The sequence below is a fragment of the Streptomyces sp. NPDC058291 genome (genome assembly GCF_042880855.1).
Taxonomy (GTDB): domain Bacteria; phylum Actinomycetota; class Actinomycetes; order Streptomycetales; family Streptomycetaceae; genus Streptomyces.
Window position 1 is genome coordinate 1 of record NZ_JBHVYK010000093.1, and the last position, 24,085, is coordinate 24,085.

Genomic DNA, 24,085 nt, shown 5'->3' on the forward strand with positions numbered 1-24,085 from the left:
GGGCGTCTGAGGGACGCCCTCCACCGTCGTCAGCGCCGTCGTCGGCGACGGCAGGGGTCAGGCGCGCGAGCCCTTGCGGCGCCGCGTGGCGACGACGATGGCCGCGCCGCCCGCGAGCAGGGCCGCGGCGCCGCCCGCGATCAGAGGCGTCTTGCTGCTGGCGCCGGTCTCCGCGAGGTCGCCGCCGCCGCCGTCCGGGGTGGGGGCGGGGGCCACGGTCGACTCGGAGGCGGAGGGCGTCGGGGAGCCGCTGTCGGAGGCGGACGGCGACGGCGTGCCGGTGTCGCTGCCCGGCGTCGTCGGCGTGCTCGACGGCGTGCTCGACGGGGCGCCGGACGGCGTGCCCGAGGGGGTGCCGGACGGCGTGCCCGAGGGCGCCGGCGGGGTGACCGGCGGCTGCTCGGTGACCGTGCAGTCCTTCGTGCCGCCGTTCCAGGCCGCGATCAGCTTGTCCTTGATGACCGGGCGGTCCGGTCCCTTGGGCAGGTCGCCGTGGACGAAGCCGTCCTTCGCGTCGGGCTTGCCGTCGAACTTGACCGCGCCCCGGTAGAGGTCGATCTGCGCGAAGCAGCCCGCGTCGGGCACCGCGACGTCGAGGGTGTCGGTCTGGCCGGCCTTGACCGTCACGCTGTCGAAGTCGACGAAGACCTGCTCGCCGGAGGTGCGGAAGCTGGACCCGTGGGCGAGGTAGGACGCGAGGGAGGCGGTGCACGTGGAGGCGTCGCCGGCGGTGCGGACCGTGATGTGGACCTTGCCGTCCCGGCTCGGCTTGAGGGTCTGGTCGTCGACCCGGACCGAGGCCTCGAAGCGCGTGCCGTCGAGCGAGAACTCGCAGCGGTCGGTCCCCGTCTCGGTGCCCGCGCCCGTGCCCGGCTGGTACTGGCCGCCGGCCTTCCAGCCGTCGCCGCCGGGCGTCCCGGTGCCGGCGAAGGCGCCCGGGGCGGCGGCTGCGGAGGCGGCGCACAGGGTGAGCGAAGCGGCGCCCGTCCCCAGCAGGCGGCGCACGGTGACTCGTCTCGCTATGGACATGCGAATCCCATTCTTGGCGAGTGCCAGGGGTGAGGCTGATGGGTCAGATCAGCCGGAAAGCTCAGGAGAGACACTGGGCCCTTCAGTCCCGGGCGTCACAGTGTGAGGCCATCGTCGTGTGGACGGCGGACGGCTGTCAACCTGCGTCAAGCGCAGGCGAGTTCACGTTCCCGTCACATCTTCCCCACACCCGGAACGATCAGCTCCGAACGGCCGGACGTTCCCTTTCCCGGCAACCGGGACAGAATGCGGTGTGTGACCGATTTCTCCTCCCACCGCCCCGACTGGTGGCGCCAGGCCGTCGTCTACCAGGTGTACCCGCGCAGCTTCGCGGACGCCGACGGCGACGGGCTCGGTGATCTGCGCGGCGTCACCGATCGGCTGCCCCATCTCGCCGCCCTCGGCGTGGACGCCCTGTGGCTCTCCCCCTTCTATCCTTCCGAGCTCGCCGACGGCGGCTACGACGTCGCCGATCACCGGGACGTGGACCCCCGGCTGGGGGACCTGGCCGACTTCGACGCACTGGTTGCCGAGGCCCACCGGCTCGGCCTGAAGGTGATCGTCGACGTGGTGCCCAACCACACCTCCCACCGGCACGTCTGGTTCCAGGAGGCGCTGGCCGCGGGTCCCGACTCGCCGGCCCGGGAACGCTACGTCTTCCGCGACGGGCGCGGTCCGGCCGGCGCGCTCCCGCCCACCGACTGGCAGTCGGTCTTCGGCGGCAGCGCCTGGCAGCGCGTCCCCGACGGCCAGTGGTACCTGCACCTCTTCGCCCGTGAGCAACCCGACCTGAACTGGGACCACGAGGAGGTCCGCGAGGACTTCCGCACCACCTTGCGCTTCTGGTCCGACCGGGGCGTCGACGGCTTCCGCGTCGACGTGGCGCACGCCCTGGCCAAGGACCTCGCCGAACCTCTGCGTGACCTGGGCACGCCGGAACTGTTCGGCGAGGAGGCCCTCGACCGGCTGCCCCCGGGCGCCCACCCGTTCTACGACCGCGACGAGGTCCACGAGATCTACCGCGACTGGCGCCGCCTCCTCGACTCCTACACCCCGCCCCGCACGGCCGTCGCCGAGGCCTGGGTGCCGGGTGCCCGACGGGCCCTGTACGCCCGCCCGGACGAACTCGACCAGGCCTTCAACTTCGAGTACCTCCAGGCAGGTTGGGACACGGAGGAGATCCGCGCGGTCATCACGGACTCGCTGGCCAACGCCCGGGCGGTGGGCGCCTCGGCGACCTGGGTGCTGTCCAACCACGACGTCGTGCGCCACGCCTCGCGCCTCATGCTCCCGCCCGGTGCGGACAGCGACGCGTGGCTCCTCTCGGGCGGCCGCGCCCCGCACGTCGACGAGCGGGCCGGTCTGCGCCGGGCCCGTGCGGCGACGCTCCTGATGCTGGCGCTGCCCGGATCGTCGTACCTCTACCAGGGCGAGGAGCTGGGCCTGCCCGAGGTGGCCGACCTGCCCGTGGAGGTCCTCCAGGACCCGGTGTGGGAACAGACCGGCCGCGTCCGCAAGGGGCGCGACGGGTGCCGGGTGCCGTTGCCGTGGACGGCGACGGGACCGTCGTACGGCTTCGGGCCGGGCGGTGCGTGGCTGCCCCAGCCGCCGTCCTTCGCGCGGTACGCCGTGGCGGCGCAGGACGGCGTGGCGGGCTCCACCCTGGAGCTGTACCGCACGGCCCTGCGCCTGCGGCGCAAGCTGCTGGAGGGCGAGGAGCTCGCCTGGGACCCGGACGCCTCGCCGGGCGTGCTGTCCTTCGTCCGCCACGACGGCTGGCGCTGCGTGACCAACCTGTCCGACGCGGCCGTGCCGTGGCCGCCGGGCGAGGCGCTGCTGAGCAGCGACCCCCTCGACGGCGACGGCCTGCTGCCGCCCGACACGACGGTCTGGCTGGGGTAGCCCCGGCCCTGTCCCCGTCGCCGCTACTGGGCGCCGTTGCCGCCCACGACCGCGCTGAGGTCGAGGGGGGTGGAGGTGGCGGTCGGCGGCGGGGTGAGGACGATCATCGGCTGGCCGACCGGCGGGACCGGGGGCGTCAGGTCGGACTTGGGCAGCTTCGGCGGCGTGGTCTGGTTGAACAGCGTGGTGTCGAAGTCGACCAGACCGGTCTTCTCCATCACCGTGATGTGGTCCAGCACCGTGTTGTTGGCCTGGTCGGCGAGCGCGCGGACCAGCATGTTCTTGGTCGTGGACCGGATCTTGGCGATCGTGTTGAAGATCGAGCCGTGCGTCATGCGCAGGATGTTGGCGAAGTCGGTGTCGAACTGCTTGCCGCTCTCCGCCTTCAACTGGGTGACGAAGCCCTCCTGCTGAGGACTGGCCACGTTGGGCAGCGTGATGTTCAGCATCGGCGCGATCTTGCGGCAGCTGGTGTCCAGCGCCCCGTGACCGTCGATCAGGTGGTTGCTGGCGGTGCGGACAGCCGGGCTCGTCCCCTTCTGGAGCCCGATCTGCCCCAGCGGGTACTCCCACAGTCCGGCGGCCCGCACCTTCACGACGAAGTCGCGGTCGCCCTCGGTCAGCGGACCCCACTGGGTGTTCGCGATCACGCGGTCGGTGGAGGTCGACACGGTGTCAAGGCCGAGCATCGATGGGTAGGCGAGCGCGCTGAGCGTCAGGGTCAGCGCACCGCCGACGAACAGGGTTCCCATCATGTTTCGTGAAAGTGGCACCGTGCCTCCTGCCCGGTCGGGGATTCCGCCGTTATGTCGATGTGCCGTGCCCGGTGGGCGCGGACAGAGAGGAGTACGGACCCGAAGCGCATCCGACTCACCGGTGTTCGTGAAAAGTTGGGGGAGCACCGGCACGGGCGGCCGACGGCGACGAGGGCGGGGCCGCCGGCCGGGAAGAGGCGCCGAGGACTGACCCCGGCGAGACGGACGGACCGCGAGGGGGATCCGGGGATGACGGTCGGGAGACTGAGCGGGATCACGTACTACCCGGTGAAGGGGTGCGCGGGCACGGCGCTGCCGGAGGCGACGCTGACGAGCGCCGGCCTGCCGCACGACCGCGCCTACGCGATCGCCGACGAGAAGGGCGGTCTGCGCTGGCAGGGAGGCGACCCCGCGCTCGCGCTGATCACACCGGAACCGGCCGGGGAGTCACTGACGTTGCGGGCCCCCGGCCGGGACCCGATACGGGCGGACGACCCGGACGTGCACGCCTGGCTCACGGACGTCCTCGGCGCCCCGAGCACCCTGGTCCGGTCCCCGACGGGCAACGCCGGCCGCCTGCACGTCGTCTCGCAGGCCAGCCTGGACGCCCTGAACCGCCGGATCGCCGAACGAGGAGCCGCGCCCCTGCCGATGGACCGCTTCCGCCCGAACCTGGTGGTGGACGGCTGGGACGACCCGCACACCGAGGACGGCGCCGCCCGTCTCGCCGTCGGCGACGCGGAGCTGGTCCTCACCGAGGACACGATCCGCTGCGCCGTCACGATGGTCGACCAGCGCACGGGCTTGCGCTGCGGCCCGGAACCGCTGCGCACGCTCGCGGACTATCGCCGGGCACAGGGCGGCGGCCTGGCGTTCGGCGCCTACTTCGCGGTGCGGCGGACGGGCACGGTGTCGGTCGGGGACGAGGTGGCGGTGAGCCCTCCGGCGCCCACCGGACCGTGACCGGTCCGAACGACAGACTTCAGATGCCCTCGATGCGCTTCACGCCCTCGACGCGCGCCATGCTCTCGAGCGCCTTGAGCCGACGGCGGTCCTTGAGCGCGCGGTCGATGGTGTGCACGCGGATCGCGGTGAACACGGCGACGGCGACGCCGAGGGCGGCCAGGATCCACTCCTGGTCCCGGACGGCCGCGTAGAAGAGGAGGCCGCTGAAGGGAACGCCGACGGCGGCGAGCAGGGGTTCGCGCACCCAGAACGGGAGGGCGCGGATGACGAGACCGATCATCCGGTCACTTCAGCAGCCGCGGTCCGCATGTGCTGTGACGGAGGCCACAATTCCGGGAGTTGTCGTGTACGGGATGTGAAGGCGGCCGCGGCGCCTTCGGGGTTGACGAGCTGTTGACCGCCCCGGGGGAAACGTTGACCACTTCCCGGACGACTGCGGACGAAGCGAAGGGCGAGTCGTGGCGGACCTCCGCCTAGATTCGCCGCATGTCCATGCCACAGCGGCCCCACCAGCCCGCAAGGGCTGCCGCCACCCTCCCCGTCCTGCCCTACCGCAAGCCCACCAAGGGCCGCGACTACTGGGTCGTCGACGACGTCTTCCCCGAGGCCGACGTCGCGGCGATCCGGGAGCGCTGTCTCGCCAAGGACGACTGGGTCAGGGGCCACCCCTACACCTCGGAGAGCTGGCCCGGACTGCGGACCATGCCTGGGCTGGAGCCCGCCGAACTCGGGCGCGTGGAAGGGCTGGTGCGCAGGGCGACGGGGGCGCGCAGGCTGTGGGTGCAGCAGGCGCCCGGCGGCGGCACCCTCAACCACAACTGCGTCCAGGTGGTGGGGCAGGGGGAGAGCTCTCCGCGCCCGCACTCCGACTCGCGGGCGCTGTGCCGGTACGCGGCCGTGCTCTACCTCAACCCCACCGTCCCCAAGGACTGCGGGACCAGTTTCTACCGGCAGTCCCTGCCGGGCGGCCGGCTCGGCGGCAACGTCGTCCAGGCGCCGCACAACAACCTCGTCGAGGCCCTCGGCACCCGGTTCGTCCCGCCCGACGCCTTCGAGGAGGACGTACGGGTGCCCCACAAGGCCAACCGGCTGCTCCTCTACCACGCCAACCTCGTGCACAGCGCCACCGGTTACTGCGGCACGACGCTGGAGGAGAAGCGGATGACGGCCGTCTTCTTCTGGATGGCCTGACCCACCGCCACACCCCGCTCGGGCCCGGCCCGCTCGGGTCTGGTCGGGTCCGGTCTGGTCCGCTCGGGCCGGCCCGCTCCGGTCCGGTCCGCTCGGGCCGGCCCGCTCCGGTCCGGTCCGATCCGGTCCGGTCCGCTCCGATCCGCTCCGATCCGCTCCGGTCCGATCCGCTCCGGTCCGCTCGGGTCCGCTCGGGCCGGCCCGCTCCGGTCCGATCCGCTCCGGTCCGCTCGGGTCCGTCCGCTCGGGTCCGTCCGCTCCGGTCCGCTCGGGTCCGTCCGCTCGGGTCCGCTCGGGCCCGTCCGCTCGGGCCCGGTCCGCTCCGGTCCGCTGCGGTCCGGGCCGCTCGGGTCCGGCCCGGCCCGTTCCGGCCCGCTCCGGTCGCTCGGGTCCGCCCGGGTCCGGTCCGGTCCCCCCCCGGGCCGCTCCGGTTCAGTACCGCACTGCCCGGACCGCCTTCGCCTTCACCTCGCCGGACAGTTCGCGGTTGCTGCGGGCGGTGGCCTTGCCGGTCCTGCCGGCCCCGACGTCGGAGACGGTGACGAAGACCGTGTCGAGCCGGTTGCCGCCGGAGTCCTCGAAGTCGACCTGGACCGCGAAGGACTTCGCCGAACCCGCGCTGTTGGAGACGGTGACCTCGACCGTGGTGCGGTCGCCCTCGGAGCCGGGCGGGCCGAGTTTCACGTCGTCCTCGGCATCGACCCCGCCCTTGATCTCGTCGAACCGGCGGTCCACCTCCGCCGTCGCGGACTCGTACGCCTCCGAGGCCCGCGAGGCGAGCGAGGACGCGGCCGCGGTGGCCTGCGCGCCGACCGACTGCGCGGCGGACGCGGCCTGGCTGGCCACCGAGGAGGAGCCGTCGTCGCCGGAACAGCCGGTGAGCCCGGCGGATCCGAGGAGCGCCGCCGCGCAGGCCGCCGTCGCCAGCACGCCCTTCCGCCGGCGGGTGCGGTGAGCTGCCATCTCGCCTCCAGGTCGCTGTCCGGTCCGGGTGCGGGCCGGACCTCCAGTGAAGGACGGGACCGCCGCGTCCGCATGCCGGCTCACCCGAACGGCGCGCCCCCGTGGTGACGGCCCTCGGCCGGACGGATGGTCGACGAAGGACAGCGGGCCCGCACGACAGGGGCCTGTCCGCCGACACGGAGACGGGGTACGCCATGAGCGACCAGCCGAACGCACAGCCGTCGCACGGGTCCCCGGTCTGGGACCCGTCCCACCAGGGCACCGGCGCGCCTCCGGCCAGGCCCCGGGCCGCGCCGGACGGCGGGGCGCTGGCCGCCGGCGGGGTCGTCTTCGCGGGCGTGCTCATGTTCGTGAGCGGTGTCCTCGCCGCCTTCCAGGGCATCTCGGCGATCGCCGAGGACGACGTGTACACACGGATCGGCAGCTATGTCTACGAGATGAACCTCGTCGGCTGGGGGTGGGTCCTGCTGATCGTGGGCGTCGTGGCCGCGGCGACCGGCTACGGCCTGCTCACGGGCGCCGGATGGGCCCGCGTCAGCGGTATCGCGCTGGCCTCCCTGAGCCTCGTCCTGCAGTTCCTGTTCCTGCCGTACGCGCCGTTCTGGGCGGTCGTACAGATCGCGATCGACGTCTTCGTGATCTGGGCCCTGGCCGCCTACGAGCCCGCCGCGGCGCCCCCGCCGCAGACCTGAGCGCGTCCGTCCTCAGGACGCCACGGGCGCTCCGGCGACCTGTACCGCCTTGCGGCGCAGCCAGGGCAGGGGCGGCACCGCGGAGCCGGCGTAAGGGGTGATCCGCACCTCGAAGTGCAGATGCGGGCCGGTGACGTTGCCGGACGCGCCCGACAGGCCGATGCGCTGACCGGCGGTCACCTGCTGGCCCGGGCGGACGTCGATGCGGGACAGATGGGCGTACTGGGTGAAGTAGCCGTCGCCGTGCCGGACGAGAACCTGGTTGCCGAAGCCGTCGCCGCAGGTCGTGATCCGCACGACGCCGGAGCCGACGGCGTACACAGGGGTGCCGGAGTCCACGGCGAAATCCTGGCCGGTGTGCCGGTGGGCCCAGTGGGAGCCCTTGGCGGCGAACCCGGCGGAGAGCCAGTAGCGGCGGGTCGGGGCCGTCCACGCCTGGGCGGCCCGCAGCTCGGGCGGGCGGCTGCGGTCTCCGAACGGGCAGTGTCCCTGCCGTCCGGACGCATCGACGGCGACCGGGTCGCCGGTCTCCCTCGCCCCGGCCCGCAACCGGTCCCACAGCCCGGAGCGCAGCTCCTTGCGGCGGCGTTCGGCGGCCTCGATGCGCGCGGGGAGGGCGTCGGCCTCCCGGAGCCGGTCGACCCGCTCACGGGCCATCTCGTGTGCGCGCACGGCGCGGGCGGCCCCGTTGCGGAACCCGCCGCTCCCGCCGCTCACCGGCCCTTCGGCGCCCGCGGGTGCGACCGCCAGGGCGAGCAGGAGGAGTGCGAGCAGGGCGGATCCGGTCGCGGCGCGCAGGCGCGCCCGCGTCCGCGGGAGGCGCGCATGGTGTTCTCGTCCCATCTTGGGATCATCGGACCGGTGAGACGTGCGGCCTGTGCGCCCGGCCGCACGTCCGTCCGGGTTCAACCGGACGGACCAGCGATCAGCGCGCGGTAGACGGCCGAGGACCGCGGATTGCCCGCACAGCGCCACACGCCGTGCGGACAGTAGTCGCTGATGGTCTGGTACAGCGGCCTGTGCTCGGCGAACCAGGTCAGCATGGAGCGCACGTAGTGCGGATCGTCGCCGTTGCGGAACAGCCCCCACTCCGGGTACGACACCGGCTTGCCGTGCGCCCGCGCGAACCGCACGTGCGCGGCGAGGCCGTAGGGCTCGGCGACCTGCTCCTCGAAGGACATGCCGTGCGGCTGGTCGTAGGCGTCCATGCCGACGACGTCGACGTGCCGGTCGCCGGGATAGCACGCGGTCCACGGGACGGCGTCCCGCCCGCGGCTGGGCGTGAAATCGAACCGGAACGCCCCGGGGCCGGCCACGGACCGCATGGCGTCGACGATCCGCGCCCAGTACCGCCTCCAGGCCTGCGGATCGGGCCCGCAACGATGGGTGTAGGTGGTCCCGTTCATCTCCCACCCCACCACCAGCACCGTGTCCGGCAGCCCCAGCCCCACGAGCCGGCGGGCCAGCGCCCGGAAGTGCCCGTCGTAGTCGCCGCGCGCCCCTCTGCGCAGCTCCTCGCGCACGACGGCGTCGGACACGTGCTCCTCGGTCCTCTCCAGCATCGGCACGTTGAGGACGAACAGCCGGTCGGCGCGCTCCTGCCGCCATCGCGCCCAGTGCTCCAGGTAGCCGGGCGCCCCCTCGATGTTGCTCCACCGGTCCCCCGGCAGATACGCGTGTCCCACCCGGGGGGTGGCCGGCCCCAGCCACGCGTCGAGCCCGCCGATCCGGCGCACCCCGGCGCCGTCGTACCCGACGTACGCCCCGAACGCTCCCTGCGGGGCCCAGGCGCTCGGTCCGAGCGGAACGCAGGCGGGCCCGGCGAGCAGCGCGAGCGCGGCGAAGAGCGCGGTCAGCGAGGTCAGCGGGGCCCGTCGGGCGCCAAGGAAGCGGAACACCGGCTCATGATGGGGCCGCCGCCGCCTCCCCCGGCCCGAAACCGGCGCCGAACCACCCGGACCGGGTACGGGCGGGGGCGGGCGCACGGTCAGGAGCGAGCTCAGGGGCAGGGGCAGGGGTACGGGGCTCGCCCCCCGGGGGTCCAGGCGCGAAGTTCGCTTCTTTCTCGTCCAACAGGCAACCCCTGAAGGTGATTTGGTCCTCTCACAGGTTGCTCACAGGTCCGACTCGGCGCGTGGGGTGCGTCTGCGAGGCGGTCGGGGTGTGGGCTGTCCAGTCCGATGCCACCGACCATGGCACTCGCAGACGAGGAACCGATGACCAGACAGCACCATCGCAAGGGCCTTCAGCGTGCGGCGTTCGCCGCGGGGGCCGCGCTCACCGTCGTCACCGTCGCCGGGGCCGCTCCCGGCGCCGACGCGGCGGCCGCGAGCACGCCGGGCAAGCCGCAGCTCAAACTGATCGCCGCGTCGAAGTCCGTGATCCTCGACCGGTACGAGGGGAACCCCGGGGTCTACCTCGACCTCGGAACGTACGTCACCGTCGACAACGCTCCGCTGGAGCTCAAGGTGACCCGTAAGTCGTACAAGGACCCGATCGTCGCCACGCAGATCCTGCGCAACGGGACGAAGACGACGACGAGGACGCTGCCGGCGGGCACCGTCAAGGACTTCAGCGGGCTGCCCGGCTTCCTGGAGGTGTCCATCAAGAACGCGGCCGGGACGGAGGTGCAGAAGACGCGGGGCGCCTTCTGTCCCAACAACGCCTCCGGGCGGCTGCGTCCGGACGCCCCGGCCACCTCGCACTATCCGGAGAGCTGCTCCACCAACCCCTTCACGCTCGGCTCCGTCTGGGGCGTGGAGAAGGGCTGGGCGTCCAACTCCACCACCGTCGACTACGACGCCCCGGTGGACCTCGCCCCGGGCGAGTACACGGCCAAGGTGTCGGTCGCCAAGAAGTACCGGGACCTCTTCGGCATCCCGAACGACCAGCCGACCGTCAAGGTGACGGTGCGACAGGAGAGCGGCGGCGCGGGCGGTGGCGTCGGCCTGCGTTCCTCGACGCCGTCCGGCGGTCACGACGCCCACGGCGGCGGGCACGGCATGGCCGGCATGGAGGGCATGGAGAACATGCCGGGCATGGCCGCCGGTCCTCACTACGGCCCCCGTGGCGCCGACGCCCCCACCCCGTCCGCGCTCTCCCACGCCCTGGAGGCCCGAGGCCTCGCCCACCTGGGCGACGGCGCCGGTCACACCGACGGATCCCGCATCGCGCCGGCGCTGAAGGCCGCCGCCGGGCGGCCCACCGGGGCGGCCGGGGTCCCGGCCAACGTGCCGAAGCCCGACCTGCGTTCGCTGCCCGCCTGGGACATCGCCGTCACCGACGGCGAGGACGGCGACGCGCCCGGCAAGGACTACCTCGCCTTCAGCGCCAACGTCTGGAACGCGGGCCCCGCCCCCCTCGTCGTGGACGGCTTCCACAAGCCCGGCGCCGAACTCATGGACTCCTACCAGTACTTCTACGACGCCAAGGGCAAGCAGGTCGGCTACGCCCCCGCCGGCACCATGGAGTGGGACCCGCGCGTCGGCCACGAGCACTGGCACTTCACGGACTTCGCCAGCTACCGGCTGCTCGCCGCCGACCAGCACGAGATCGTCAAGAGCGGCAAGGAGGCGTTCTGTCTCGCCAACACGGACGCGATCGACTACACGGTGAAGAACGCCAACTGGCACCCGAACAACACCGATCTGTCGACCGCCTGCGGCGAGCAGAACTCCATCTCCGTGCGCGAGGTCCTCGACGTCGGCTCCGGTGACACGTACACCCAGTACCGTCCCGGGCAGTCCTTCGACATCACCGACCTTCCCAACGGCACCTACTACATCCAGGTCGTCGCCAACCCGGCCAACCGCCTGCAGGAGACGAACACCAAGAACAACGTCTCCCTGCGCAAGGTCGTCCTGGGCGGCGCCCAGGGCGCCCGCACCGTGTCGGTGCCGCCGGTCGACCTGGTCAACGCCCCGTAACCGAACCGCCTGACCGGACCCCGGTCCCGGCCCGTCCGACGGGTCGGGACCGGCAGGCCCGTCTCCCGGCCCGTGGCACGGACACCGGCACCGGGCCACCAGCAGGACATTCCTGGAGTGCGGCAGCGGCACGTCCCTGGCCTGGCGGCACCACGCGTGCACCTCCTCGTAGTCCGGCTCGCGGGCCAGGGCGCACTCGACGGACAGCGCACGGCCGTCGGCCGCCGTCATGCGCGTGAGCCCCGGCTCTGCGCGACACGGTGCACAGCCGTCAGCGACTCGCACATCCGGGCCAGCAGCCAGCGGAGCTGGGCAGTGGTGGAGCTCCGGTCGGCGAGCAGGTCTTCCGCGTGCCCCAGGAGTTCTACCGCCATGGCCAGTTGGACGCGCTCCATGTCGTCGGCGACGCGGGAGACGTGTCCGGTGCCGTCGCCGACGACGTACGCGGGCTTGCCCTCGGGGGTCGTCCACGGGAGGAGACGGGGGGTGTGGTGGGTCATTCCGCCTCGCCCCGACGGAAGCCGATGCACGTCCCGACGCCGAAGCCGAGCACGATCGGCGGGGACGGGGACGGGGACGGGGACGGTGCTTGCGGGGGCGGGGGCGGGGGCGGGGGCGGCGCGGTTCGGGAGAAACGCCTCAGCAGCGGCGCGAGGAGCCGCGGACCACGAATGCGGAGATTCATGAGACAAGCGTCGGGTGCCTGAACGTAGAGTTCCAGTACACGCAGCGTGACAAATGCCGTGTCACACAGGGGAGTTAGCTTATGGCCAACGCTTTCGGTGACTGGCTCAGGCAGCAACGTGAGTCCGCCGGTCTGACCCAGCAGGCGCTCGCCGACCGGGCGGTGATGACCCGGACCCACATCGCCCATATCGAAGCGGGCCGCAGAGTGCCGTCGGAGGACGACGCGAAGAGGCTGGACCGGGCCCTGAACACGGGGAACGTGCTGCTCAGCTTCCTCCCCAAGAACGAGGACCGGGCGGTCGCGGAGCATTTCGAGGCGGCGATGGCCTTTGAGCGGCAGGCCACTGTGATCCGTGAATTCGGGCTGTCCTACGTGCCCGGCCTGCTGCAGACCAGGGCGTACGCACGTACGGTTCTGCGCACGGGATTCCCACCGCCGAGTGACGCGGAATGTGACAGGGCCGTTGTCACACGGCTGGAGCGCGCTGAAATCCTCTCCGGGCCAAACGCCCCCGCCTTGTGGGCACTCCTGGACGAGGCAGTGATCCGGCGCTCCATCGGCGGGCCGGGAGTCATGGCGGAGCAGCTGACCTACATCGCCGACCTGGCCGACAGCGAGCGCGTCCGTGTGCACCTCATGCCCTTCAGCGTGGGGGCCCATCCGCTCCTGCCGAGCATGCTCAAGCTCATGTGGTTCGAGGACCAGCCGCCGGTCGCCTATGTCGAAGGCCTCCGCACCGGCAAGGTGCACGACTCTCCCGACATGGTCGCGCGGCTTCAGCACGAATACCATCTCGCCCTAGGCGATGCATTGCCGCTCAGGGAGTCAGTGGCTCTGCTGAGGAATGCAGCAAAGGAGTACTCACACCATGCCAGTTGAGCGCCGCATTTCCCGCGCCTCCGCGCTGAGCGGCTGGCGCAGGTCCAGTTACAGCGGGCACGACCAAGGGGATTGTGTCGAGGTCATCGACAACCACCCCGTCGCCGTTCCCGTCCGGGACTCCAAGCGTCCGCACGGTCCCGCCCTGCTTCTTCCCGCGGCCGGCTGGGCGGCGTTCGTCGCGGCGGTCAAGTCCGGGGACCTGGCGGGCTGATGCCGGCCCGGCGATGTGACGGGACGTCTGTCACATCGCCGGGAACGAGGCAACCGATCCCGAGGTTCCGGTGGTCTTGTGAGTCGCCAGTGCTTCTCGGGCGTATTCCTACGTACCTGTAGGGTTCCGACCTTCGGCGACGACCGACGCCGACGGCCCGAGCGGTGTACGGGGTGAAACGGCCGAAGCAGAGGGGCGAGCGCCGGTGGGCGGATCGAGAAGGCGTGGACGTACTCCGGCGGAGGCCGCCGGGCGGGGTCGCGGCGGCAGGGCGGGCGGCGCCCGGCCCGGCGGCCCGCGGCTGACCCGGCGCGGACGGATCGTGGTGTGGGGTGCGGGCGTGACGTCCCTCGTCCTCCTCGGGGTCGGCGGGGCCGGGGCGTGGATCTACTACGACCTCAACAACAACATCAAGTCCGCTGACGTGGACGACAAGCTGGGCGCCGACCGGCCGGTGAACCTCAGTCCCGGCTCGAAGAACATCATGATCGTCGGTTCCGACACCCGTGAAGGCGCGAACGCCAAGTACGGCAAGGACCTGACCACCATGCAGTCGGACACGCTGATGGTGCTGCACATACCGGCCGACCGTAAGTGGGCCTCGGTGGTGTCCTTCCCGCGCGACTCGTGGGTGGAGATACCCGGCTGCGAGAAGGGCGACGGCGGTTCGTCCTCGCCGCACCACTTCAAGATCAACGAGGCCTTCGCGATCGGCGGCAGCACCGGCAAGGTCGCCGAGGCCGCCGCCTGCACCATCAAGACCGTCGAGTCGAACACGGGCCTGCGCATCGACCACTTCATGACGGTCGACTTCTCCGGGTTCAAGGGCATGGTCGACGCGCTGGGGGGCATCGAGGTCTGCCCGAAGCAGGCCATCCACGACGAGAAGGCCCACCTGGACCTGGAGGCGGGCTGCCAGACCGTCAAGGGCGAGAAGGCGCTCGGCTACGTCCGCACCCGCTACAGCGTGGGCGACGGCTCCGACCTCGGCCGCATCGGCCGCCAGCAGGAGTTCATGGACGCCCTGGCCAAGAAGGCCAAGTCCAAGCTGACGAGCCCGGACGCGATGTACGGCTTCCTGCAGTCGATCACCAAGTCCCTGACGACCGACCCCGATCTCGCGGGCATCCAGCCGCTGTACGGGCTCGCCGACGAGCTCAAGGGGATACCGAGCGACCGCCTCGGCTTCCTCACCGTCCCCAACTACGGGCGGGTGGCCGACCAGCCCACCGACAAGGCCAACGTCGTCTGGCAGTACCCGCAGGCCGCCGACCTGTTCACCGCCCTGGCCAAGGACAAGGAGGTCACCAAGGCGCAGTTGGAGGCGTCGAAGAAGAACGTGGTGTACGCCTCGTCCGTCAGGGTCCGCGTCCTCAACGGCACGGGCGTCTCCGGTCGCGCCGGGCTCGTCGCCGAGCGGCTGAGGAAGGCCGGCTACAACGTCGTCGAGACGGGCAACGCGCCGGGCGGCACGGTCGCCAGAACGACGGTCACCTATCCCGCGGGCCTCGACGGCCAGGCCGCCGTTCTCGCCTCCCGGCTGCCCGGGCAGCGGGCGACGGCGGACGGTTCGGCCGCCGCGGGCGCGGTCACCCTGGTCGTCGGACCGGAGTTGAAGGTCGAGGACGTCGCCTGATCATCAAGCGGTCGTTCGTGGTCAACAAGGCCGCGGAAATGGGGTAAGCTTGATCTTGAGCAGGTCACCGGTAACGAAAAACGGTGAACGACCTCTGCGTTGGTGGTCCAAGGAAAGACGCCCCGCTTCCTGCGGGGAAATGCAGGTGCAAGGCCTGCCCAGCGCTCCATGAGAACGAGTCCCATCCCGTGTCAGACGGGGTGGGACTCGTTCGTTTTCCCGGCCCCGCCCGGCCTCAGCCCCGCCCGGCCCCGGCCCCGGCCCCCATCCCGGCCTCAGCCCCGGGATCGGGCCCGCGGCCGGCAGGAGAAGCGTTCCCTCCCGCCGGCCGGCGGCCGTCCGTGCCGTGCGGCCGTCAGGACGCGTTGGCGCTGGAGCGTCCGAAGAACTCGATCTCGGCGATCGACACCTGCTTGCTCGCGGAGACCGAGTACGAGGACTCGATCGTGAACCGGACTCTGGTCACCTCGCCCACGCGGAAGGCGCGCCGCTGGCCGCCCGCACTCTGGTCGAGGACGAGCTCGCGGGTCGTCGTCTTGCCGTCCTTCAGAGTGATCGTCGCCTTGATGCGGTGCGGCAGCGCCGACTCGCTGAGCTGGTCGGCGCGGGTGGAGGTGCCCGAGGTGATGATCACGTCCAGCAGGCGGGTGGGCTCGTCGAAGCGGGCCTCGATCCACTCCCCCTCGCCGGACTGCGAGACACCGGGGCCCCACCAGCTGTTGTTGATCTTGTCGAAGGCCAGCTCCGGCTTGTGCCCGGGGTAGGAGCGCGACGCCGCCACCGAGTCCGGCGGGACCGGGGCCCGCTTGGAGAAGTGGTCGCGGGTCGCCTGGACCGCGGCCGGCGTGTTCACTCCGGCGACGATCAGGAGGGTGAGGACGACGGCCGCCATCACCCAGGTGACGATCCGGTCGAACGTGCGGCGCAGACGCGGGCGGTCGCCGGCCCAGGGAGCCACGCCGTCGCGGTTGAACAGGCGGCGCCACCAGGACGGCCGCGGCGAGGAGCGGTCCTCCAGGGTCATCGGCATCGCGCAGCGCACGCAGAAGTGCCGGTCGGGATTGTTGGGCGTGGCGCACCAGGGGCAGGCGACGCCGTGCGTCTCGCCCTGGACCGGACCGGGGGCGCGCACCTGCGGCCGGTCTGCGACGGGCCTGCCGGGCAGCACCGGGGCGACGGACGGGGGCGCGGCGGGACGCGGCTCCGCGTCGGCGACGGGGACGAGCAGGGAGCGGGCCCTCGCTGCCATGGTGTCGCCGAGGGCGGGAGCGGGCGGCGGACCGGGCTGCTGCGCGGGCGCGCCGGGCGCCGCCGCCGGGACGCGCACGGTCGGCGCGGTCGTCGCCTCCGGCGAGGGCGAGGGCGACGGTGAGGGCGAAGGGGCGGGGGCGGAGGCGTGGGGCGGGATGCCGGCCGCTGAGGGGGCCGACGCCGCGGCGGTGCCGGCGGCGGGCGCGTCGTCCGGCCCGGTCGTCGTCGTGCCGTCCTCCGGCGGGACGGGCGGGAGCGGCGTCTCCGCGGTGTCCTCGTCGTCGGAGCGGTCCGAGCGGCCGGAGTCGCGGGATTCGTCGGGGGCGTGGTGGTCGTCCGTCATGGCAGCGGCCGGTGCGGTGCGGGGCGGCTCCTGCGCGCCCTCGGGCCGGCGCACTGGCGCGGGGCCGCCGGCGGACCCGGTCGCCGTGGCCGGGTCGGCGCCCGGCGCCGTGCCCGCACCGGCCCCCGTGCCCGGGGCCGTGCCGGCCGTGCCGCTCCCGGAGCCGGCTCCGGCGTGGGCGGGGGTCCGGTCGGTCCAGCCGAGCACGGCCCCGCACGCGTCGCAGAACGTCTGGCCGGGCTCGGCCCGCGTTCCGCAGTCGGCGCAGTTCTGGGTGGTCATCTCTCCGGGGTCCTTTCGGCGGCGGTCACCTTGACCGAGTACGGCATGTGGGCGGGGCGGGCGGCGGCCACGAGGGCGTCCAGACGGTGCTCGTCCGCCGGGCCGGGATCGGGCAGGCGGAGCGTGACGTGCAGGTGGGGGCGCCGCTCGCCGGGGAACGGGCCCAGCGGGCGGGCGCTCCACGCGCAGCCGCCGCTCTCCGAGATCTCCGGTTCCACGCCGAACGCCAGGCGGACGGCCTCGGACAGGCCGAGGCGGGTGCCGCGCACCCGGTGCAGGTACGCCGCCGCCGCCACCGCGGCCCGCAGCCTCGGCTCCGGTTCCGTGCCGTCGGTCTCCGCGCCGACCCAGCCCGTCAGCCAGCGGGTGAAGTCGATCGGGGCGAGGGCCGGGTCGAAGTAGGCGGGGAGGCAGTCCAGCGCGTTGAGGATGGGGGCCATGACCTCGTCCAGGCCCGCGACGAAGCGTTGCGCGAGGTCGTCGTCCGCGAACACGGCCGGCAGCATCACGCCGATCGGCGTGGAGGAGCCGAGCCCGTCGACCGAGCCCCTCACGCGCCGTCCCCGATCACGCGGACCCGGTGGTCGTAGGAGAAGACGAGCGCCGGGGCGGCCAGGTCGATGCGGTCGGTGGCCTCGCCGCGCTTGCCCGTCAGGGGGTCGGCGGGATGCAGGGTGACCTGGTCGACCAGTTCGACGCCGGGGACGCGCTGCAGCACCGCGAAGACCTCGCCGGACTGCACCGGACGGCCGAACGGCCAGCCCTTGCCGTCCGCGCCGCCGGTGAGCGGGTCGAGATGGCGGTAGAGCGCGTCGTGGGCCTGGCGGCGGACGCGGTCGGTGTCGACGCCGCGGAAGGCGTGCACCGTCGCCACCACCGTCACGCCCTGGTAGAACGGCGGGCCGACCGCCAACCGGGTGCCGATCAGGCGGCGTTCGTCGAGGTGACGGGTGATCCGGTCGAGCAGCGAGTCGCCGGGCACCAGCTGTTCGAAGCGCAGCCGGCCGCCGGGGTCGGGGACCGCCTGAGGGACGACCAGGACCCGCACCGCGTACGAGCCGTGCTCGTCGGGCTCGCCCTCCAGGCAGGTGATGCGGGCGGTCTCCGGGGCGGCGCGGCGGGCCAGCTCCTCGTAGTCGCGCAGGGTCACCGCCCGTTCCTGGGCGCGCAGCGTGATCGGCGCGCGGAGTTTGGCCTCCTCCACCGTCTCGCCGTCGACCCCGCCGCGCGCGGCCTCGCGGTTGACGACCTCCGACACGTAGGGGACGGAGGTGCGCAGCACCTGGACCGCGCCCCGGGCCACGTTGCCGGCCCGGCCGCCGCCGGTGCGGTAGCGGCGGGCGCGGATGACCGCGCCCTTGGGGGCGACCGCGCCGTACTGGCGCAGGCGGCCGTCGGGCTCGCGGACGGACGGGCCGAAGGCGATCTCGCCGGTCGCCGCGTCGAGGGTGATGTGGCGGTCCCCGGGCCCGGAGGCGGCGAAGTGCGGGACGACCTGCCAGTCGGTCCAGCCGTCGTGCTCGGCGGTCTGCAGGAGCAGGGGCGGGTCGTCGCCGACCACCGGGGCGTGGACCAGGGCGAGACGCTGGCCCGGCAGGCCGGTCGACTCGCCGAGCGCCTCGTCGTGGACGGTCTCGGCGTGCACGGCGGGGGCGGTGCCGCCGACCGTGAAGACCTCGGCGGAGCGCACGGTCGGGGAGGTGGTGTAGAAGGGCTGGCCGGTGAGCGGGTCGGTGACGCGGCAGCGCAGCCAGCCGGCCTCCTGGCCGCCGGAGCGGGACAGGACATGACCGCCCGGGACGTGCAGGACGACCTCGCCGGGCCGGTTCAGGCCGCCGGTGCCGTCGCGGTCGACCTCGCACTCCTGCCAGCCGTCCTCCGTCCAGGCCTCCCAGACCAGCGGGGGCTGGCGGGGGTCGACGCCGACGCCGTCGACGCGGCTGTCCAGCTCCAGGACCACCGCGCAGTGCGGGACGGCCGCGCTCAGCCCGAACAGCATGCAGTCACCCGGACGGGGCGCCTCGGCGAAGCACAGCAGGTCCTTGCCCTCGGCGAGGTCGGTGGTCCGGTCGGTGACCGGCTCGCCCTGGTGCTGTACGACCAGACGGCTCAAGTGGCAGGGCACGACCACGAGTTCGCGTTCCGTGGCGAAGACGACCGCCTCCTCGCTCTCGGTGCGGACCGTCGCCACCTCGGTGCCCACCGGGAGGAGCACCGGCTCCTCCTGGGGCGCCGACAGCCAGAACGTCACCTCCGTGCGGGCGGCGGACGGCGGGAAGAGCCGGATGCCGACCAGGTCCAGGAAGGCGAGATGGTTCTTCTCGGGCACCCGGTTGAGACGGTAGACGATCTGGTCCGCCATGTGGGCGACCGTCTCGACGAGGGTCACGCCCGGGTCGGAGACGTTGTGGTCGGTCCACTCCGGCGCGCGCTGCTGGATGTAGCGCTTGGCGTCGTCGACGAACTGCTGGAAGCGGCGGTCGTCCAGGTTGGGGGAGGGCAGGGCCATCAGCGGTCGCTTTCGGAAGCCGTACCGGAGGAGCCGGGGTCGCCCGGCTCGTCGTGGGACGGAATGACGTAGAACGGGAAGACGAGACTGCGCGGGTTGTTGGTGCCGCGGATCGAGTAGCGGACGTCGATGAACAGCACGCCCTGTTCGGCGCCGGCGGTGACCTCGACGTCGTTGACCTCGATGCGCGGCTCCCAGCGGTCCAGGCTCGTGTACACCTCGTGCTGGATGCGCCCGGCGGTCGCCTCGTTGACCGGGGCGAAGACCAGGTCGTGGATGGCGCAGCCGTACTCCGGGCGCATCGGGCGCTCGCCCGGCGCGGTGGCCAGGATCAGCCGGATCGCCTCCTCGATCTCGCGTTCCCCGCTGACCAGGGCGATGCCCCCGGTGGGCCCGATGCGCATGGGGAACGCCCAGCCGGACCCGACGAACTGTTCGGCCATCAGAGGGCCACCTGCCTTTTCCTTCTCCGGTACCGGTCGGCCGCCGTCACGGCAGCGGGTACGGCTTGCTGTTGACCATGACGACGCCCTGCAGCATGAGGGTGGCGGCCCGGATGCCCACGTTGGCGGTGGAGTTGATCTGCAGGGCGGCGCCCGCGCTGAGGGTGGCGGCAGCGCCCGCCTTGAGGTTGAGCAGGCCCGCCGCGTCCACCGACACCATGCCCGTCATCGACCTGATGTTGACGAGGTTGCCCCGCAGGGTGAGCGAACCGCCGCTCCTGATGGCGACGTTGCGGCCCGCGGTGAGGGTGAGGTCGGTGCCGGCCTTCACGGACACCGAACGGCCGCCCTTGATGCTGACGTCGCCTCTGCTGTCCACGGTGATCTCGGTCTGCGCCCGGTCGAGGTTGATGACGAGATTGTCGTCGCCGCTGGTCAGCCGTACGCCCTGCTTGCCGCCGGTGCGCTGGCTGAGCAGGTCCATCCGGTTGCCGTCACGGTCGGACAGGGTGTGCCGGGAGGCGCGCTGGCGGGTCCCGTCGTGCAGGGGCACGTCCTTGACCGGGGTCGGCTTGTCCCTGCCGTTGTAGAGGCCGCCGATGACGTACGGGTGGTCCAGGGCGCCCCGGTCGAAGGCGACCAGCACCTCGTCGCCGACGTCGAGCGGGAAGATCGAGCCGCCGCGCTTGCCGCCCCACTGCACCACGCGCGTCCAGTCGCTGACGTAGGCGTCGTCGAGCCAGGGGAACTGGAGCTTGACGCGCCCCTGCTTGAGGGGATCGCTCACGTCGGTGACCAGGGCGTTCGCGGTGCCGGGCAGGTTCAGACCGTTCTGGGCGTTCCCGCCGCCGGAGGAGAGCCCGTACAGGGACCGCCACTGCCGCCCGCTGACGGTGACCCAGGCCTCGTAGTGCTTGCCGTCGCCGAAGACGTGGCGGACGGAGGTGGCGGTGTACTTGCCCTCGAAGGGGTCGCCCACGTCGGCGAGGGTGACGGGCAGGCCGGGCCGCAGCTTCGGGGTGCCGCGCGCGATGACCTCCAGCTCGGCGAAGGAGCCGGTGACGTCGTCGGCGAGGGCGTCGGCGGCGAACTTCACCTCCGACTGCCGGTCGTAGGGCGTCTGGGCGTCGACCAGTTTGGCCGGCTTGAACTTGGCGGCGGCCTGGCCGGGAGTGGTGCCGATGCTGATGCCCGGATTGGTCTTCGCGGGCGCGGTGGCGGTGAGCTTCTTCTTGGTCGTCACGTCCCAGCCGCGCGCCTCGACCGTCGCGACCTGCTCGGCGGCGGTGACGGCGGCCCGCAGCCGCAGGATGTCGGTGCCGGCCTCCAGGACGAAGGGGCTCCTGTCGCCCGGGGTCGAGGTGGGCGGCGCGCCGGACGCCGGATCGGGCTTGACGAACTGGAACCGGCCCTTGGCGTCCACCGACATGACCATCTCGTTCTCGTCGGCCAGCCGGGCGAGGAAGTCCCAGTCGGTGACGTTGGCCTGGCTGATGAACTCGTAGACCGTCTTGGTGGACTGGATCTTCCCGACGGGGACGCCGTCCTGGGCGGCCAGTTTGCGGGCGATGTCGGAGGCGGTCTGGTTGCGGTAGGCGGCCACGCGCCGCTGGCGCATCAACCGGTGGCCGAAGTCGTAGCCGCGGATGACGGTGAAGGTGCCGGTGCCGTCGTAGTCGGCCTCCAGGCCGCACACCTCGCCGGTGAGCAGCGGGTCCGAGGCGCCCTTGCCGTCGGCGATCGGGGCCAGCACGACGGGCGTGCCGAACGTGACGCCCAGCTTGCCGAGGACCTGGCGGTAGGGGTCGCGGAACGTCAGCCGGAACGCGGCCGGCACCCCGAGCCCCTGGTCCACCCAGCCCTCGACCAGCAGGGGCGCGAAGTCGACGGGGAGCGGGCGGCCGCCGAGGGTGACCTGGATGACGCTGGAGAACGCGGACTGGACCACTAGAAGCGCACCTCCTCGGCCGCGGGCAGCACGAGCTCGACGCCGGTCGGCAGCCGGGACGGGTCGTCGATGCCGTTGGCCTCCGCGATCGACCGCCACGCGGAGGCGTCGCCGTACTCGCGCCAGGCCAGGGACTGCAGCGAGTCGCCGGCCACGACCCGGTGCACCCGCTGCGCGGTGAGCGCGCCCGAGGTCGGGTTCTGGCCCTTCGTCTTGCTGGGGATCTCGTGCAGGCGCACCTGGCAGGTGGCGCGGATCGGGACGCCGGTCGTGCCGAACAGCGAGTAGGTGACGTCGATGCTGCTGACGTAGGCGGTGAAGCGGGCGGTGGAGAACGAGCCCCACTGGAACACCACCCACGGCGGGGAGGGCTGCTTGGCGGCGATGCTCTTGGTGGTGACCTCGCAGCACTCCAGCAGCGACTCCACCTTCTTCAGCACGGTGTTGCTGCCCGGCTGGTCGGAGGTGTCGAGGAAGATCTCGACGGTCATCTCGCGCGGCTCGGGACCCATGAACTCCGGCACCGAGCCGTCGCGGACCGCCGCGGTCGGGGTCACCTTCCACTGGGCCCGCCGGCCCAGCTGCAACTGCGCCGGGTTGAAGTCGAACCCGAAGGACTTGATCAGTCCGCCGGGTGTGGTGCTGGTGCCGACCGGCGGTTCGTGGATCGCGAGGGTGGCACGGACCAGGCTCTTGCCCGCGCCGCCTTTGCTTCCCTTGGCCATGACGTCCTCGTCCTCTTGGGTGTTCTGCTAGTCGGTGAAGCCGTGGTGGGTGATCTCCAGGACCTCCGTGGCCACGCCCGGGCTCTCCGGATTGAGGGAGGGCCCCTGCCAGCTCACCGGCAGCACGTCGATCAGGCCCCACCGGGCGACCTCCGAACCGTCCGCGCGCAGCGCCGCGATCTGGGCGGTCGGGCGGGTCACCCCGGTGGTGATCGAGGAGATCCACTTGGCGACCTTGGTGGTGTCCGGGGTGAGCGGGCGGGTCAGCCGGATCGTGGAGAACGTCACCCGCGAGGGCAGCTGCCAGACGAACCCGTTGTTGCCGCCCTCCTGACGGTGCTCGATCTCCACCTGGGACGAGAGACCCTCGCACCCGTTGAAGAAGCCGAGGCTCTCGCCGTCGATGGTCAGGGTGAAGAAGACGGTGGAGCCCGGGTCGAGATCGGAGGGCATCGGGGGCCTGGCCTTTCCGGGAGAGGGCGTGCGGGACGGGGCGGGGCGGGGGCGGTTCGGCCGGGCGTCGCGGGGCGGTGGTGGAGTCGGTCGCGGGGGCGGAGTCAGTGGCGGGGGTCGCGGAGCCTGCCGATCCGCTCGCGGTCGAGCCGCAGTTCGGTGCGCAGCAGACGGGTGATGCGACCGGTCAGGCGGTGCGTCAGCTCGTCGAGCTGGAAGTCGGTGAGGTCCCGCGGATCGAATCCGGGCCGCGCTTCGGCCCGCACCGGACCCGGCGTCCCCCGTGCCGCACCGGACGACGGCTCGGCGTCCGGCCGGGGCGCCCTCGCCGACGACGCCGCCGACGTCGAGGCGCCCCTGCTCGGCCCGGGCGCCAGGTGCGGCACGGGCGGGGGCGGGGTGACGGCGCGCTGGACGACGGGGACGGACGGCGGAACCGGCGTCGGCGCCGGCAACGGCAGCGGCGGGGGCGTGGCGAGGGACATGGGCAGGGGCGTGGGGGCGGACAGGGGCGGAACCGCCGGGGAGCCCGCCGGGGTGACCGGCCCGGGGAGCGGCGTGCGGCGCTGGACGGCGGGGGGCGCGGGAGCGACCGGGGCCGTGGGCGGGGACGATGCGGGGGTGGCGCCGGGGGTGGGATACGGGCGGGCGACGGGGTGACCGGAAGGGCCGCCCGGCGCGGTGCGGCGCAGCGGGACCGGTCCCGGCGGCGTGGCAGGGACCGCGCGGCGCTGCACGGGCGGCGTGGACGCGCGCACCGGGGGCGCGGACGCGGGCGCCGACGAGCGGGCGGCCGTCGGCGTGGGGCGCACGGCCGGGGGGCGCACGGAGGGAGGGAGCGAACCGGCGGCGTCGGCCGGGGGGCGCACGGAGGGAGGGGGCGAACCGGCGGCGTCGGCCGGGGCGGTGGCCGACGCCGTCCGGTCGGGCAGCGGCGTCGGGAGGGACGGGGCGCCGACGGGCGGCCCCGGGGCGGGTGCGGGCGCGAACGGGTTCGCCGAGACCGTGGGGTGCGGCGCGCCGGGTGCCGCTGTCGAGCGCTGCACGACCGGGGGAACAGGCGCGGGGCCGGTCGTCGCCCGCGGGGCGCCCGGCGGCGTGACGGGAATGCCGGTCGGCGCTTCGAGCGGCCGGGCGTCGGCGGGGCGGACGGCGAGCGGGGCGCCCAGCAGGGGGCGCGCGGGCGCGGGAGGCGCGGGCTGCACGGCGGGGGTCGGCGGGGCGCTGCGCTGCACGGGGGCGCCGAGAGCGCTGGACGCGCGCTGGATCGGCTCCGTCCGCGGACCGGGG

23 protein-coding genes are annotated in these 24,085 nt (G+C 73.1%); 8 read left to right on the top strand and 15 right to left on the bottom strand.

The genetic code is table 11. The features are described 5' to 3' along the window. Window positions 1–57: 57 nt before the first annotated feature. Complete coding sequence (locus ACFVYK_RS32110) at window positions 58–1,029, bottom strand: LAETG motif-containing sortase-dependent surface protein (protein ID WP_389780083.1); 972 nt, start codon at window positions 1,027–1,029, stop codon at window positions 58–60. Window positions 1,030–1,275: 246 nt separating this feature from the next. Between ACFVYK_RS32110 and ACFVYK_RS32115 the strand changes: the two genes are divergently transcribed. Then, the gene (locus tag ACFVYK_RS32115) at window positions 1,276–2,931 is read left to right on the top strand and encodes an alpha-amylase family glycosyl hydrolase (RefSeq protein WP_389780085.1); all 1,656 of its coding nucleotides are present in this window, start codon (window positions 1,276–1,278) and stop codon (window positions 2,929–2,931) included. Window positions 2,932–2,954: 23 nt separating this feature from the next. On the opposite strand, the gene ACFVYK_RS32120 is transcribed toward ACFVYK_RS32115, so the two are convergent. Then, window positions 2,955–3,683, bottom strand: coding sequence for a DUF4142 domain-containing protein (locus ACFVYK_RS32120; RefSeq protein ID WP_389780125.1), 729 nt, complete (start codon window positions 3,681–3,683; stop codon window positions 2,955–2,957). A 252-nt stretch (window positions 3,684–3,935) separates the two neighbouring features. Between ACFVYK_RS32120 and ACFVYK_RS32125 the strand changes: the two genes are divergently transcribed. Continuing rightward, on the top strand, window positions 3,936–4,649 hold the full coding sequence (locus ACFVYK_RS32125) for an MOSC domain-containing protein (RefSeq protein ID WP_389780087.1): 714 nt from the start codon (window positions 3,936–3,938) through the stop codon (window positions 4,647–4,649). Window positions 4,650–4,668: 19 nt separating this feature from the next. Here the strand turns inward: ACFVYK_RS32125 and ACFVYK_RS32130 are convergent, their stop codons facing one another. Further along, on the bottom strand, window positions 4,669–4,932 hold the full coding sequence (locus ACFVYK_RS32130; RefSeq protein ID WP_389780089.1) for a hypothetical protein: 264 nt from the start codon (window positions 4,930–4,932) through the stop codon (window positions 4,669–4,671). Between the two features lie 206 nt (window positions 4,933–5,138). Between ACFVYK_RS32130 and ACFVYK_RS32135 the strand changes: the two genes are divergently transcribed. Beyond that, window positions 5,139–5,843, top strand: coding sequence for a DUF6445 family protein (locus tag ACFVYK_RS32135; protein ID WP_389780091.1), 705 nt, complete (start codon window positions 5,139–5,141; stop codon window positions 5,841–5,843). A 432-nt stretch (window positions 5,844–6,275) separates the two neighbouring features. On the opposite strand, the gene ACFVYK_RS32140 is transcribed toward ACFVYK_RS32135, so the two are convergent. Continuing rightward, complete coding sequence (locus ACFVYK_RS32140) at window positions 6,276–6,806, bottom strand: hypothetical protein (protein ID WP_389780093.1); 531 nt, start codon at window positions 6,804–6,806, stop codon at window positions 6,276–6,278. A gap of 194 nt (window positions 6,807–7,000) precedes the next feature. Between ACFVYK_RS32140 and ACFVYK_RS32145 the strand changes: the two genes are divergently transcribed. Continuing rightward, complete coding sequence (locus ACFVYK_RS32145; protein WP_389780095.1) at window positions 7,001–7,498, top strand: hypothetical protein; 498 nt, start codon at window positions 7,001–7,003, stop codon at window positions 7,496–7,498. 12 nt (window positions 7,499–7,510) lie between these two features. Here ACFVYK_RS32145 and ACFVYK_RS32150 read toward each other — a convergent pair whose 3' ends face one another. Together ACFVYK_RS32150 and ACFVYK_RS32155 are read right to left on the bottom strand one after the other, a co-directional pair. Further along, on the bottom strand, window positions 7,511–8,341 hold the full coding sequence (locus ACFVYK_RS32150) for a M23 family metallopeptidase (protein ID WP_389780096.1): 831 nt from the start codon (window positions 8,339–8,341) through the stop codon (window positions 7,511–7,513). Between the two features lie 62 nt (window positions 8,342–8,403). Further along, window positions 8,404–9,396 carry a glycoside hydrolase family 26 protein gene (locus ACFVYK_RS32155; RefSeq protein ID WP_389780098.1) on the bottom strand — a complete coding sequence of 331 codons (993 nt, stop codon included), beginning with the start codon at window positions 9,394–9,396 and terminating at the stop codon, window positions 8,404–8,406. Window positions 9,397–9,714: 318 nt separating this feature from the next. Here ACFVYK_RS32155 and ACFVYK_RS32160 point away from each other — a divergent pair, with 318 nt between their 5' ends. Beyond that, window positions 9,715–11,424: a lysyl oxidase family protein gene (locus tag ACFVYK_RS32160; RefSeq protein ID WP_389780100.1), complete on the top strand. Its 1,710-nt coding sequence runs from the start codon at window positions 9,715–9,717 to the stop codon at window positions 11,422–11,424. Between the two features lie 227 nt (window positions 11,425–11,651). Here the strand turns inward: ACFVYK_RS32160 and ACFVYK_RS32165 are convergent, their stop codons facing one another. After that, window positions 11,652–11,924 (bottom strand): hypothetical protein, encoded by a 273-nt coding sequence (locus ACFVYK_RS32165; protein WP_389780101.1) that lies wholly within the window; start codon window positions 11,922–11,924, stop codon window positions 11,652–11,654. Between the two features lie 266 nt (window positions 11,925–12,190). Here ACFVYK_RS32165 and ACFVYK_RS32170 point away from each other — a divergent pair, with 266 nt between their 5' ends. From ACFVYK_RS32170 to ACFVYK_RS32180, 3 genes are all read left to right on the top strand, one after another. Continuing rightward, entirely contained in the window at window positions 12,191–12,991 is an 801-nt protein-coding gene (locus ACFVYK_RS32170; RefSeq protein ID WP_389780102.1) for a Scr1 family TA system antitoxin-like transcriptional regulator, read from the top strand. Continuing rightward, window positions 12,981–13,205, top strand: a complete 225-nt coding sequence (locus ACFVYK_RS32175) for a DUF397 domain-containing protein (protein ID WP_389780104.1) — start codon at window positions 12,981–12,983, stop codon at window positions 13,203–13,205. Before ACFVYK_RS32170 ends, ACFVYK_RS32175 begins: the two co-directional genes overlap by 11 nt. Before the next feature lie 340 nt (window positions 13,206–13,545). Continuing rightward, a complete protein-coding gene (locus ACFVYK_RS32180; RefSeq protein WP_389780106.1) occupies window positions 13,546–14,841 on the top strand; it encodes an LCP family protein in 1,296 nt (431 codons plus the stop codon). Window positions 14,842–15,196: 355 nt separating this feature from the next. Here ACFVYK_RS32180 and ACFVYK_RS32185 read toward each other — a convergent pair whose 3' ends face one another. The 8 genes from ACFVYK_RS32185 to ACFVYK_RS32220 all read right to left on the bottom strand — a co-directional run bounded on the left by ACFVYK_RS32185 (window position 15,197) and on the right by ACFVYK_RS32220 (window position 24,030). Beyond that, on the bottom strand, window positions 15,197–16,717 hold the full coding sequence (locus tag ACFVYK_RS32185; protein ID WP_389780107.1) for an NADase-type glycan-binding domain-containing protein: 1,521 nt from the start codon (window positions 16,715–16,717) through the stop codon (window positions 15,197–15,199). Next, entirely contained in the window at window positions 16,714–17,271 is a 558-nt protein-coding gene (locus ACFVYK_RS32190; protein ID WP_389780109.1) for a phage tail protein, read from the bottom strand. Before ACFVYK_RS32190 ends, ACFVYK_RS32185 begins: the two co-directional genes overlap by 4 nt. After that, window positions 17,268–19,226, bottom strand: a complete 1,959-nt coding sequence (locus ACFVYK_RS32195; protein WP_389780110.1) for a putative baseplate assembly protein — start codon at window positions 19,224–19,226, stop codon at window positions 17,268–17,270. The genes ACFVYK_RS32190 and ACFVYK_RS32195 overlap by 4 nt, the downstream gene beginning before the upstream one ends. Continuing rightward, window positions 19,226–19,669 (bottom strand): GPW/gp25 family protein, encoded by a 444-nt coding sequence (locus ACFVYK_RS32200; RefSeq protein WP_389780112.1) that lies wholly within the window; start codon window positions 19,667–19,669, stop codon window positions 19,226–19,228. Before ACFVYK_RS32200 ends, ACFVYK_RS32195 begins: the two co-directional genes overlap by 1 nt. A 46-nt stretch (window positions 19,670–19,715) precedes the next feature. Beyond that, window positions 19,716–21,617 (bottom strand): VgrG-related protein, encoded by a 1,902-nt coding sequence (locus ACFVYK_RS32205; protein ID WP_389780114.1) that lies wholly within the window; start codon window positions 21,615–21,617, stop codon window positions 19,716–19,718. Next, on the bottom strand, window positions 21,617–22,342 hold the full coding sequence (locus ACFVYK_RS32210) for a peptidase M23 (protein WP_389780115.1): 726 nt from the start codon (window positions 22,340–22,342) through the stop codon (window positions 21,617–21,619). Before ACFVYK_RS32210 ends, ACFVYK_RS32205 begins: the two co-directional genes overlap by 1 nt. A gap of 27 nt (window positions 22,343–22,369) precedes the next feature. Continuing rightward, window positions 22,370–22,795, bottom strand: coding sequence for a phage tail protein (locus ACFVYK_RS32215; protein WP_389780117.1), 426 nt, complete (start codon window positions 22,793–22,795; stop codon window positions 22,370–22,372). Window positions 22,796–22,899: 104 nt separating this feature from the next. Beyond that, a complete protein-coding gene (locus ACFVYK_RS32220) occupies window positions 22,900–24,030 on the bottom strand; it encodes a hypothetical protein (protein WP_389780119.1) in 1,131 nt (376 codons plus the stop codon). Window positions 24,031–24,085 lie beyond the last annotated feature (55 nt).